This is a genomic window from Mesorhizobium sp. M0621, assembly GCF_040320745.1.
Classification (GTDB): Bacteria; Pseudomonadota; Alphaproteobacteria; order Rhizobiales; family Rhizobiaceae; genus Mesorhizobium.
On the sequence record NZ_JAMYQF010000013.1, the window covers coordinates 116,536 to 128,873 of the forward strand.

At 61.1% G+C, this 12,338-nt stretch carries 13 protein-coding genes; 9 read left to right on the plus strand and 4 right to left on the minus strand.

The features are described from left to right. Nucleotides 1-104: 104 nt before the first annotated feature. Entirely contained in the window at nt 105-2,117 is a 2,013-nt protein-coding gene (locus NKI38_RS12220; RefSeq protein WP_352657805.1) for an acetyl-CoA carboxylase biotin carboxylase subunit, read from the minus strand. Between the two features lie 187 nt (nt 2,118-2,304). Here NKI38_RS12220 and NKI38_RS12225 point away from each other — a divergent pair, with 187 nt between their 5' ends. The 7 genes from NKI38_RS12225 (at nt 2,305) to NKI38_RS12255 (ending at nt 7,956) form a co-directional block, all read left to right on the plus strand. After that, nucleotides 2,305-3,084, plus strand: a complete 780-nt coding sequence (locus tag NKI38_RS12225) for a hypothetical protein (RefSeq protein WP_352657807.1) — start codon at nt 2,305-2,307, stop codon at nt 3,082-3,084. Nucleotides 3,085-3,180: 96 nt separating this feature from the next. Continuing rightward, nucleotides 3,181-4,308 (plus strand): S-(hydroxymethyl)glutathione dehydrogenase/class III alcohol dehydrogenase, encoded by a 1,128-nt coding sequence (locus tag NKI38_RS12230; protein WP_352657809.1) that lies wholly within the window; start codon nt 3,181-3,183, stop codon nt 4,306-4,308. 67 nt (nt 4,309-4,375) lie between these two features. Then, nucleotides 4,376-4,945: an S-(hydroxymethyl)glutathione synthase gene (gene gfa, locus NKI38_RS12235; RefSeq protein WP_352657812.1), complete on the plus strand. Its 570-nt coding sequence runs from the start codon at nt 4,376-4,378 to the stop codon at nt 4,943-4,945. 67 nt (nt 4,946-5,012) lie between these two features. Further along, nucleotides 5,013-5,480 carry a YaiI/YqxD family protein gene (locus NKI38_RS12240; RefSeq protein WP_352628109.1) on the plus strand — a complete coding sequence of 156 codons (468 nt, stop codon included), beginning with the start codon at nt 5,013-5,015 and terminating at the stop codon, nt 5,478-5,480. A gap of 32 nt (nt 5,481-5,512) precedes the next feature. Beyond that, complete coding sequence (locus tag NKI38_RS12245; RefSeq protein WP_023757528.1) at nt 5,513-6,190, plus strand: DUF1345 domain-containing protein; 678 nt, start codon at nt 5,513-5,515, stop codon at nt 6,188-6,190. A gap of 97 nt (nt 6,191-6,287) precedes the next feature. Then, a complete protein-coding gene (locus tag NKI38_RS12250; RefSeq protein ID WP_352657816.1) occupies nt 6,288-7,163 on the plus strand; it encodes a cytochrome b/b6 domain-containing protein in 876 nt (291 codons plus the stop codon). Between the two features lies 1 nt (nt 7,164). Further along, complete coding sequence (locus tag NKI38_RS12255) at nt 7,165-7,956, plus strand: molybdopterin-binding protein (protein WP_352657819.1); 792 nt, start codon at nt 7,165-7,167, stop codon at nt 7,954-7,956. A gap of 39 nt (nt 7,957-7,995) precedes the next feature. Here NKI38_RS12255 and NKI38_RS12260 read toward each other — a convergent pair whose 3' ends face one another. After that, nucleotides 7,996-8,790, minus strand: coding sequence for a maleate cis-trans isomerase family protein (locus NKI38_RS12260; RefSeq protein ID WP_352657821.1), 795 nt, complete (start codon nt 8,788-8,790; stop codon nt 7,996-7,998). Between the two features lie 224 nt (nt 8,791-9,014). On the opposite strand from NKI38_RS12260, the gene NKI38_RS12265 reads away from it, so the two are divergent. Both NKI38_RS12265 and NKI38_RS12270 read left to right on the plus strand, forming a co-directional pair. After that, nucleotides 9,015-10,295, plus strand: a complete 1,281-nt coding sequence (locus tag NKI38_RS12265) for a D-amino acid dehydrogenase (protein ID WP_352657824.1) — start codon at nt 9,015-9,017, stop codon at nt 10,293-10,295. Nucleotides 10,296-10,348: 53 nt separating this feature from the next. After that, nucleotides 10,349-11,032, plus strand: a complete 684-nt coding sequence (locus tag NKI38_RS12270) for a GntR family transcriptional regulator (RefSeq protein WP_352657827.1) — start codon at nt 10,349-10,351, stop codon at nt 11,030-11,032. Between the two features lie 39 nt (nt 11,033-11,071). On the opposite strand, the gene NKI38_RS12275 is transcribed toward NKI38_RS12270, so the two are convergent. After that, on the minus strand, nt 11,072-12,073 hold the full coding sequence (locus NKI38_RS12275; RefSeq protein ID WP_352657830.1) for a hypothetical protein: 1,002 nt from the start codon (nt 12,071-12,073) through the stop codon (nt 11,072-11,074). 50 nt (nt 12,074-12,123) lie between these two features. Continuing rightward, on the minus strand, nt 12,124-12,338 hold a 215-nt coding region (locus NKI38_RS12280; protein WP_352657833.1), incomplete at its 5' end, for a hypothetical protein.

The window sequence follows — 12,338 nt, forward strand, 5'->3', positions numbered from 1 at the left end:
GTGGTTTCGAGAACCGGAGCGCAGCGGACATTTGGGTCCGTGAGCACCGGAAGCGCAGAAAACGCCATCAGATGGCCGCCAGAGTAGAGTTTCCAAACAATCTCTCAGGCAAACTCCATGATCACCGCATCGACGGCCAGGCTGTCGCCCGGCTTGGCGTTGAGTTTGGAGACGACAAGGTCGCGTTCGGCGCGCAGCACGTTTTCCATCTTCATCGCTTCGACCACGGCGAGCGTCTCGCCGGTCTTGACCTCCTGGCCTACGGCAACGGCAATCGACACGACAAGGCCAGGCATCGGGCAAAGCAGCAGTTTCGACGTGTCCGGCGCAATCTTTTCCGGCATCAGCCTTTCAAGCTCGGCGGTGCGCGGCAGCATAGCGCGCGCGGTCACGGACATACCCTTCCAGGCGACGCGAAAGCCATTGGCAACCGGCCTGATCTGCGCCGTAACCTTGCGCTTGCCGACCGTGCCGCGCCAGATCAGGTCGCCCGGCCGCCAGTCGGACGAAACGGTCAGCGCCTTGCCCCCCTCAATCGACAGATCGATTTCCATCGGAATGGAAATCATGCCCTCGAGGATGGACGCCGACAGATAGTCGTCGCCGATCTTCACCACCCAGTCGCGCTTCAGCGCTCCCGAATGCGGCGCCAGCCGCCCGCCCAGCCGGTCGAGCCGATCACGGCGCAGCAGCTCCACCGCCGTCGCAATCGACGCCAGCACGGCCTTCTCATCATTGTTCGGCACGACAGGTGCAAAACCGTCGGGATATTCCTCTGATATGAAAGCGGTCGATATCTGCCCTTCCCGCCAGCGCGGATGCTGCATCAGCGCCGCCAGGAACGGGATGTTGTGTTCGATGCCGTCGACGACGAAACTGTCGAGCGCTTCCGACATGGCATCGATGGCTTCCAGACGCGTCGGCGCCCAGGTGCACAGCTTGGCCAGCATCGGATCGTAGAACATCGAGATCTCGGAGCCTTCGGTGACGCCCGTGTCGTTGCGGATGACGATATCGTCGAATTGGCCTTCTTCCGGCGGCCGGTAGCGCGTCAGCCGGCCGATCGAGGGCAGGAAATTGCGGTACGGGTCTTCGGCGTAGAGCCGGCTTTCCACCGCCCAGCCGTTCAGCTTGATATCGCCTTGCTTCAAGGCGAGCTTTTCGCCCGCCGCTATGCGGATCATCTGCTCGACCAGATCGATGCCGGTGACAAGCTCCGTCACCGGATGCTCGACCTGCAATCGTGTATTCATTTCAAGGAAATAGAAGTTCTTGTCCTTGTCGACGATGAACTCGACCGTGCCGGCGCTCTGGTAGTCGACAGCCCTGGCCAACGCCACCGACTGCTCACCCATGGCCTTGCGTGTCTCGGCATCGAGGAACGGCGACGGCGCCTCTTCGGCGACCTTCTGGTTGCGGCGCTGGATCGAGCATTCGCGCTCGCCGAGATAGAGCGCGTTGCCATGCGCGTCGGCCAGCACCTGGATTTCGATATGGCGCGGATCGACGACGAATTTCTCGATGAAGACGCGATCATCGCCGAACGAACTCTTGGCTTCCGAGCGCGCCCGGTCGAAGCCGTCGCGTACTTCCGACTGGCTCCAGGCGATGCGCATGCCCTTGCCGCCGCCACCGGCCGAAGCCTTGATCATCACGGGATAGCCGATCTCGCCGGCGATCTTTTCGGCATGGTCGGCATTCTCGATGACGCCGAGCCAGCCGGGCACGGTGGAAACCTTGGCGGCATTGGCGAACTTCTTCGATTCGATCTTGTCGCCCATCGCCTTGATCGCCTTGGGCTTCGGGCCGATGAAGATGATGCCTTCCGCTTCCAGTGCCTCACAGAAGGCCGCCCGCTCGGACAGGAAGCCGTAGCCGGGATGCACGGCCTGAGCGCCCGTCTCCTTGCAGGCGGCAATGATCTTTTCAGGCACGAGATAGCTCAGAGCCGCGGGCGAAGGCCCGATATGCACCGCCTCGTCGGCCATCTCGACATGAACCGCATCGCGATCGGCATCGGAATAGACGGCAACCGTGACGATGCCCATCTTGCGCGCCGTTTTGATGACACGGCAGGCAATCTCGCCACGATTGGCGATCAGGATCTTGGTGAACATTCGGATGTCGTTCCTCCGGCGAAGCGGTCCAGTTCTATGGACAATTCCGGCGCGCCTCAAGGGGCGGGCCCGGGAGGCGTGTTCGGCCCCGCACGAGTTCAATTCTACCGACTTTCACACCGACAAATTAAAGAACAGGCGATAGGCATATTTCAGGGTCCGCAGAAGAGACGGTAGACAAACTTCAATGGTCAAAATAGCAAAATGGCTAGCAGTCCTGGCGATCAGCATCGTTCTGGCGATACCGGCGTATATGATCCTGATCAATTTCGCCGGCATCGGACTGAATGCCGCGCTTTCCAGCTATTTCGCGCCGCGTATGAGGCAGGAGCCAGCAAGGCAGGCGAAAGATACGCCCGCGGATGGCAAATACCAGAATGTCTACAATCCCAAGAGAGGGTACGCCTTGTCGTCTATCGAGCATTTCAAGGAGTTCGACAGGCTGCGGGTGGCCAGCATTCAGCTCGTCTTGGACGCTGGTCTCTTTCAAGGCTCAACCGCTTCGAGCAAGAAATCCGCCGCCCGGATCGCAGCGCTCGAATTTGCGCGGGACGAATGCCAGGAATTCTTGAAGACATTCGCTGAAAAATGCCGGGTATCGGATACGTCCGCCGACCTGTGGACGGGCAAAACGGCAATGATCCGGTTTAGCCTCCAGTTTGTGCAAAAAGGCGATTTCGGGACCGTCGCTAAAAGTGAAAAATTGATCGCCAACACGATCTCGTTCAGATACCAGGATGATGGCGATGTGAGATTCTCGTTGACCGATCCGGAGCCTGCCAGGAAAAAGCGCGCGGAAATCTATCAGGCGATCTACAAGGATTGCGCCGCTATCAAAGAACAGTATGGAAACTGTTCGATCTACACGGTTTCAATTCAATCGGACCCGGTAGGCAAGGAAGGTCAGCAAAGCGCCCGCGTTTCGGGGTCTTCCTCGCAGGCGGTCATCCAGCCCATGGAAGATTAGTCTACAGCCGCTCCCGGCATTGCAATTTGCTGCGCATCGCAGCATTGAATATGCATTCAAAAGCTGAAACCTTGAATGCTTGGGAGGAACTGCCCCATGAAAACCCGCGCCGCAGTTGCTGTCGCCGCCGGAAAGCCGCTGGAGATCATGGAGGTCGACCTCGACGGTCCGCGCGGGGGCGAGGTGCTGGTCGAGATCAAGGCGACAGGGATCTGCCACACCGATGAGTTCACGCTGTCGGGTGCCGATCCCGAAGGCCTGTTTCCGGCCATCCTCGGCCATGAGGGCGCCGGCGTGGTCGTTGATGTCGGCAAGGGCGTCACCTCGGTCAAGAAGGGCGATCACGTCATCCCGCTCTATACGCCCGAATGCCGCCAGTGCCCGTCCTGCCTGTCACGAAAGACCAATCTGTGCACGGCCATCCGCGCCACGCAGGGCCAGGGCCTGATGCCCGACGGTTCGTCGCGCTTTTCCATCGGCAAGGACAAGATCTTTCACTACATGGGCTGCTCGACCTTCTCCAACTTCACCGTGCTGCCCGAGATCGCGCTGGCCAAGGTCAATCCCGACGCCCCCTTCGACAAGATCTGCTACATCGGCTGCGGCGTCACCACCGGCATCGGGGCGGTGATCAACACCGCCAAGGTCGAGCAAGGGGCCACGGCCGTCGTCTTCGGCCTCGGCGGCATCGGCTTGAATGTCATCCAGGGGTTAAAACTTGCCGGCGCCGACATGATCATCGGCGTTGACCTCAACAACGACAAGAAGGCTTGGGGCGAGAAGTTCGGTATGACGCATTTCGTCAATCCGAAGGAGATCGACGGCGATGTCGTGCCCCACCTCGTCAACATGACCAAGCGCGGCGCCGACCAGATCGGTGGTGCCGACTACACATTCGACTGCACCGGCAGCACCAAGGTGATGCGCCAGGCGCTGGAAGCCTCGCATCGCGGCTGGGGCAAATCGGTCGTCATCGGCGTTGCCGGCGCCGGCCAGGAGATCTCGACACGGCCGTTCCAGCTGGTCACCGGACGGACCTGGATGGGCACCGCCTTTGGCGGCGCGCGCGGCCGCACCGACGTGCCGAGGATCGTCGACTGGTACATGGACGGCAAGATCCAGATCGACCCGATGATCACCCACACGCTGAAGCTCGAGGACATCAACAAGGGCTTCGACCTCATGCATGAGGGCAAGTCGATCCGAAGTGTGGTTATTTACTGAAGAAGACCACAAGCCGCCGACCAACCGGCCTGCGACCTCTGTGGTTCACAACTGGGAGGAGAAAAACATGGCGGAGAAACTGCATCCGAAAATCGACAATGGCTTGCCCAGGGAAAGCGCAAGCTTTGCCGGCGGCACGCTGGTCTGCGCCTGCACCAGCAATCCGGTGAAGGTGAAGGTCAAGGGCCAGATCGCCCACAACCACGCCTGCGGCTGCACCAAATGCTGGAAGCCGGAAGGCGCGGTGTTCTCAGTCGTTGCCGTGGCCGGCACCGGCGACGTGACCGTCACCGAGAATGGCGACAAGCTCAAAGTGGTCGACCCGTCAGCGCTGATCCAGCGTCATGCCTGCACCGGCTGCGGTGTCCACATGCACGGACCGGTCGAGCGCGACCACGCGTTCAAGGGGCTTTCCTTCATCCATCCGGAGCGGTTCGAGGAGGACGGCTGGTCACCTCCGGGTTTCACCGCTTTCGTCTCGTCGATCATCGAATCGGGTGTCGATCCGAAGCGAATGGAGGGCATTCGTGCCCAGTTGAAGGGCATCGGGCTGGAACCCTATGACTGCCTCAATCCCGGCCTGATGGACTATATCGCCACCTGGACGGCGAAGAAGTCCGGCGCCTTGCCGGCTTAGTATCTAATCGGATTGTATCCATGGGGCCGGACGAAATCGTCTGGCCCCATGCTCATTGGAACCAGCGATGCCAGCACCTGCCATTTACGTCGATGCCGACGCCTGTCCGGTCAAGGCCGAGGTCGAAAAGGTCGCCGAGCGCCATGGCATCGTCGTCACCTACGTCTCCAATGGTGGCTTGCGCCCTTCCCGCGACCCGATGATCCGCAACGTCGTGGTGTCCAAGGGCGCCGATGCCGCCGACGACTGGATCGTCGACAATGCGCGGACCAACGACATCGTGATCACCGCGGACATTCCGCTGGCCGCCCGCGCGGTGGCGCTCGGCGCGCATGTGCTTGGGCCAACCGGACGTCCTTTCACGCCGGAAACAATCGGCATGGCGGTGGCGATGCGCGACCTGAAACAGCATTTGCGCGAGACAGGCGAAAGCAAGGGCTACAATGCCAGCTTCGCGCCGCAGGACCGTTCGCGGTTTCTCGGCGAACTCGACCGCATCTTGCGGCGGGCGCTCAAATCCGCCACACCGCAGTAGAAACCGAGCGCCATCCAAGGTTGGGAACCGCCATGGCTGCCGAAACCCCGATGAAGCCTCCCTTGCAGCGCCACATGCTGTTTGCGGTGTCGGCCTGCTTCGGCGTCGTGGCGCTTGCCGTGGCGTTGCTGCTGCATGCCTCGCTCGCCTATTCGATCGGCGCCAACGCATTCTTTGCTACCTACGTCATTCTTGTCGTCACCCAGATGCCGAAATTCACCGGCAGGTATCTGAGCAAGAATGCGCGCGCCACCGACCAGCCGATGCTGGTCATCTTCGCGGTGACTTTGGTCGTCGTCGGCGTTGCCACCTTCTCGTTGTTTCAGCTGATAAATGAGAAAGACAGCACCCACCCTATCGAACTGATCTTCGCGCTGCTGTCGATCCCGCTTGGCTGGTTCACAATCCATGCCATGGCGGCGCTCCATTATGCCCATGTCTACTGGATGGACGGCGATGCGGTCGACGCCGAGACCAAGAAGAAGATTCCGGTCGGCGGACTGCTGTTCCCAGGCGACAAACGGCCGGAAGGCTGGGATTTCCTCTACTTCTCGACGGTTATCGGCATGACGGCGCAGACCGCCGACACCAACATCTCTACGACGCATATGCGACGTGTCGTGCTTGTCCATTCGATCCTGTCGTTTTTCTTCAACACGGTCATCGTCGCCGCCGCCGTCAATCTCGCCGTCAGCCTGGGCGCTCCGTAATAAATCCGTGATCGGATGAAACATTGGTTTGGATCGCGACGTATCAGGAGGACAATGAACGCGCGGGCCACGCCGTGAGGCCGGGAGACGAGACAAGATGGAATCCGTTGCCAGAAGCCAATCCGACCCTGGCGCCTCGGCCTCGAACGAAAAACCGCTGATCTACCGGCAGTCGCGCTGGACGCGGCTGACACATTGGCTCTGGGCCATCTCGCTTTTCTTCATGCTGCTATCCGGCCTGCAGATCTTCAATGCCCGTCCGCAACTCTATATCGGCAAGGAGTCTGGTTTTGGCTACAACAACACCATCTTCGCCATCGGCGCCGAGAACACCAACGTCGGGCCACGCGGCTACACCGAGATTTTCGGGCATCGCTTTGACACCACAGGCGTGCTCGGCTGGTCGGGGCCAGCGGGCCAGGAGACATCCCGCGCCTTTCCGTCCTGGGCGACCATCCCGTCCTACTACGACCTCGGCACCGCCCGTGTCGTCCATTTCTTCTTCGCCTGGATACTGACCACGACCTTGATCGTCTGGTTTGTCGCCAGCACCGTGAACGGCCATCTGCGCCGCGACCTCGCGCCACGCCTGAACGATCTAAAGCGGTTGCCGCAGGACATCATCGATCACGCCAAGCTCAAATTCCACCACACGCGGGAGTACAACACGCTGCAGAAGATGGCTTATGGCGGCGTGCTGTTCGTCCTCCTGCCGCTGATGATCATCACCGGCCTGGCGATGTCGCCAAGCATGAATTCGGTGCTGCCGTTCCTCAACGATCTGCTCGGTGGCCGGCAGACGGCACGCACCATCCATTTCACCGTGATGGTGCTGCTGGTCGTTTTCTTCGTCGTCCATATCCTGATGATCCTGGCCGCGGGCCCGATCAACGAACTGCGCTCGATCATCACCGGCTGGTACCGCACCGATCCTCCCGCTCAGGACGACAAAACCGCCGAGAGGAGTGCCTGACATGGCGAAGTTTGAGATCAGCCGCCGCAAATTCCTGACCGGTGCCAGCCTCGGTGCCTCCGGCATCATGCTGTCGGGCTGCGACGCCTTCGACAGCCAGTTGAGCGTTGGCAGTGGCTTGCGCAGTTTTCTCGAAAATGCCAATGACCTGACATACCGGGCACAGCGCCTGCTCGCCGGACGTGACGCGCTGGCGCAGGAATTCACTGAAGCCGACATCCGCCAGCCGCAGCGGCCGAACGGTGTCACGGCGCCCGATGATGACGTCTACAAGGGCTTTCTCGCCAACAACTTCGCCGACTGGCGGCTGGAAGTTTCAGGCCTGGTCGAAAAGCCGCTGTCGCTCAGCCGCGAGCAGTTGATGAACATGCCGAGCCGCACCCAGATTACTCGCCATGACTGCGTCGAAGGCTGGAGCTGCATCGCCAAATGGACCGGCACGCCGCTGTCGCTGGTGCTGGACCAGGCGGTGGTCAAGCCGCAGGCGCGCTACGTCCTGTTCCATTGCCTCGACACGATCGACCGCAGCCTTTCCGGCGACATCAAATATTACGGCTCCATCGACCTGATCGATGCCCGTCACCCGCAGACGATCCTCGCCTATGGCGTGAACGGCAAGCCGCTACCGGTCGAGAACGGCGCGCCGCTGCGCGTCCGCGTCGAGCGCCAACTCGGCTACAAGATGCCGAAATATCTGTACAAGATCGAACTGGTCGACGGCTTCGCCACTATCGGCGGCGGCAGGGGCGGCTATTGGGAAGACAATGGCTACGACTGGTATGGCGGTATCTGAACCTCACACCGCAAGCGCCTCGGCTTGAAATGGCCGCGCCTACAGCGCGCAACGAAACAGCTCGCCCTTTCCGGCAATTTGCTCTGAAATGCCGCCAAGCCGCAGCATATGCCAGGCAAGTGCATGGTTGCTCGAGGTGACCGGTTTCTTCAGCTCCTTCTCGACCTCCTCGATGATCCGGGCGACGCGCACGCTGGTACAGGAGACGAACACGGCCTCACAGTCGCTCGACGCGCCGATTTCCAAGATGGCCTGTTTGACCGATGCCGGCGTGATGCGCGCAACGACATTGTCGTCCGCCTCATTGAAGGAACCCATGACCGGAATATCCATCCCCCGCGCAATCAGCGATGCCCGCAGGGAGTGATTGATTTTCGCGAGGTAAGGGGTGAGCAGCGCGATCCGTGAGACACCCAGGGCCTTCAGCGCGGCTCGCGCCGCCGTCACCGGGTTGGTCACTTGCACGCCCGGCAGCACCTCATGAACGCGCGCGGCAACCTTGTCCTCGCCGATGACAAGCGCTCCCGACGTGCAGGCAAAGCCGATCACATCGAACTTGACGTCGGGCAATAGTCCGACCGTTCCTGGGATGATGGCCGCCATCTTCATCAAGTTTTCCGGCGTGATCTCGACATCGCTGTAGAGCCGGGCCCCGTACAGCGCGATGTCGCGAGCGGGCAGCGCATAGCGGAATTCATCCTCGATGGTCTGGTCGGTCCGCAGCACGAGCAGGCCGAGATTGGCGCGTGTGCCGATACCGTCATCGGTCTTGAAGGGAATGCGTTCCTTGTCGAGGACAAGCGTGTCGTCGGCGCGGGTAACCGGGGCGTCCATGGTGCAGTCCCCTTCCTGATGCCAATCAGAATTGTCGACAATAGAAACGGCAACAATGCCGAGCGTGTCAAGGGCTCCGTGCAAGTTTAAGATAATCACGGAAATGGCCAGGATTATGCCCTTGAGTGGATCCCTTGCCTATCGCAAATTCATGCGCCGTTGACAAATACCTGCGTCTTCCTATGAATTGTCGACAATAGAAACGAAAGCCATCCGGGACGGCAATGCACGCATTGATCTTGGGCGGGGGCGTGGTCGGGATCACCACTGCCTATCAGCTGCAAAAGGACGGTCACGCAGTCACCGTTCTCGAGCAGGCACCGCAGGTGGCCGAGGGCGCAAGCTGGGCAAATGCCGGCATGATCGCGCCCGGCCACTCCTTCGTCTGGTCATCGCCGGCCGCCCCCAAAATCCTGCTGAAGTCGCTTTTCCTGAAAGACCAGGCGCTTCGTTTCAAACTCTCCGCCGACCCGCATCTCTACAGCTGGTCGCTGGGCTTCCTCAGAGAATGCACGGCCGCCAAGGCGCACCGCAACACCCTCCTCAAACATCGGCTTGCGGTCCATTCCCAATCGGTCCTTCAGGCGGTCGTCAGGGACGAAGCAATCCAATACGACAGGACGTCGGCCGGCATTCTTTACTTCCATCGCAGCCGTCAGGCGCTCGACAAGGGCGTCGCCAACATGCGCCTGCTGGAAGCTGACGGCCAGGAGATCCGCATTATCGACGCGCGGGAAATCGTTCACCGCGAGCCGGCGCTGGCTTCGTCGCGCGGCAGCATTGCCGGCGGCATATTGTGTCCGACCGACGAAACCGGCGACGCCGCCAAGTTCACGCGCGCGCTGGCGGCCATCGTCGAAACGAGGGGCGGCAATATCCTGACAGGCACCAAGATCGTCGGGATCGAACGCAGGAACAACGCGATCACCCGTGTGGTCACCGACAAGGGAGAGGTCTTGGCCGACACGTACGTCCTGTGTCTGGGCGCGGAAAGCCCGATCCTCGCCCGCAAGATCGGCCTTGGTCTGCCGATCTATCCGGTCAAGGGATATTCGCTGACCATTCCCGTCGTCGACCCGGCCCTGGCTCCAAAACTTCCCGTTATCGACGAGCACAATCTCGTTGCCATCACGCCGATGGGCGATCGCATCCGTGTCACCGCCACCGCGGAGTTCGCGGGCTATGATCGCAGCCACAAACCGTCGGATTTCGCCTTCATGAAGCGCGTGACGCAGGACCTTTTCCCGCGCGGCATCGCCTATGATCGCGCCGAGATGCGGGCCTGCCTGAGACCGATGACGCCCAACAATCTGCCGGTCCTCGGTCTGCGCACCGTCAAAAACCTCTGGCTGAACACCGGCCACGGCCACATCGGCTGGACCATGGCGCATGGCTCGGCTCGCATCGTCGCCGATCTGATCGCCGGCCGGACCGCGCCAATCGCCCTCGACGGTATCCTTCCCACACAGGCGCAGTTCGCCGAACCAAGTGCCGCAAAGGCTTGACTGACACTATGCTCCGACCCACCAGACAAACTAGCCAGGACAACAGCGCGGCGTTGGCATCGAAGCCGATCAAGACCGGCCCGCGTGTCTATGAAGAGATCCGTCGCATGGCGATGGACTATCGCTTCAAGCCGAACGAACGCATCAACGAAGTGGCGCTTGCTGCGAGGCTGAATGTCAGCCGCAGCCCGATCCGGGAGGCTCTCCAGCGGCTGGTCACGGAGGAACTCATCACCTTCCAGACCAATCGCGGCTTCTTCTGCCGCAGCTTCGATGTCGACGAAATCGTCAATCTTTCCGATGTGCGGGCCGTGCTCGAGGAGCGCTCCGTCAGGCTGGCAATCCAGCGCGCGACCAACGAGGAGCTCGCGGCGCTCGTCGACTGGTGGACGCTCACCATGGCGCGTGCCGACTCATTTTCCAGCGCCGAACTGACCGCCAGGGACGAGGAATTTCACATCCGCATCGCCAGGCTGTCGGGCAATCCCGAACTGGCGCGCATTCTCGAAGGCATCAACACGCGCATCCATTTCGTTCGCAAGATCGAAGTGGAGAAGCACCGGCGACTGTCGACGACCTACACCGAACACAGCGAAATCGCCCGGGCCATGGTCAGCCGCGATGCCGACAAGGCCGCCAGGCTGATGCATGACCACATCACCATCAGTGTCGCCGATGCCATGTCGACCGTGAGGGAAGGCCTGGCCCGGATATACATCGACGCCGACCAGATCTGATCAGGCAACCCCGGATCTGATCATGCAACCCTTGACCGGTCAGGCAACCTTGTCGAGCAGCGGCCTCAGCACCGGGTGGATTTCCGGCGAGGCATGTTTGATCAGCGTCAGCAGCGCGCGTTCGTTCTCGTATAGGGGCCGGTCCACGCCGATATGCTCGATCAGCCAGCTGGCTTCGCCGACATCGATCGTCTCGGCGCGGCGGGCGAGTGCCTCGGCCGCCCTGTTCTTGGCTTCCCACTCGGCTTCGATGTCATCAGGGGACCGGTAGGCCTCCATGATGCCGGCAAGGCCGCCGGAGACCATCCGGCTGAAGAAGCCGCCGATTTCCGGATCGGCGCGTTCGAGGAAGACATCACGGCGCAGCGCCACATCGCGCGTCGGCGCTTCGTAGCCGGCCGAGCACATGACGAAATTGGCGATCGCCTTGACGAATAGGTCGTTCCAGGACGGATCGTTGTGTCCTTGAGCGGTACGCTCGTTGATCTTGAACAGCACCTCTGCCTCGGCGCGCGTGATGGCAATGTTGCCGTCGCCGCCATGAGCATGGAGGATACGGCGCAGCAGTTCGACCTCCGCCTTGGCGATCAGCCCGGGAACCAGCGCACCACCGAGCATCAGCGGCCCCTTGCCGTCGATGACGGCGTGGGCGACCTGTTGCAGTGCATAGACGCAAAGCTGGCCCGGTGACGATCTCGCCTCCTCCAGCACGTGCACCAGCAATTCGAGTTCGGTCCGGCTGTCGACCATGCCGTCGCGCGAGATCGTGCGGATCAGCCAGTCGGCATTGTCCTGCGAGATATAGCCCGACGGCTTCTCCTGGTGGACGATATAGTCGGTGACCGCCTCGATGAAGAAAAGCGGCCATTCCGGGCATTTGTCCTTCGCCGTGGCATCGAGCGCGAACAGTGCCTCGGCCTCGCCGCGCGTCACCACACCGTCGCCGAACACCTCATGGCGCAACATCGCCACGTCCTCCGCGGCGATGCGGCTTTTCGAGGTCAGCCCCGCCACCGGCGCGCTCATGATCAATTCGCCCATTTGTCGTCCCCGTCCGGTGCCGGCCCCAAAGCCTCATGGCCGCCAACATATCAGCAGTGTCTTGAAAAACCGGCAAACGGCGTGGTTAGCGAAGACTTGTCGGCCAAAGCATGTCGCCCAAAGTGTGCGGCGGTCTTGGGAGAACGACATGCATCAAAACAAAGATCTAGCAGGCTGCTGCAAAAGTCGCGTTTGGCTTTGTTTTGTGATTCACTTTCGTCTGACAACGGGAGTGATTTGCGATGCGGGGTCGTAGTGATGGATC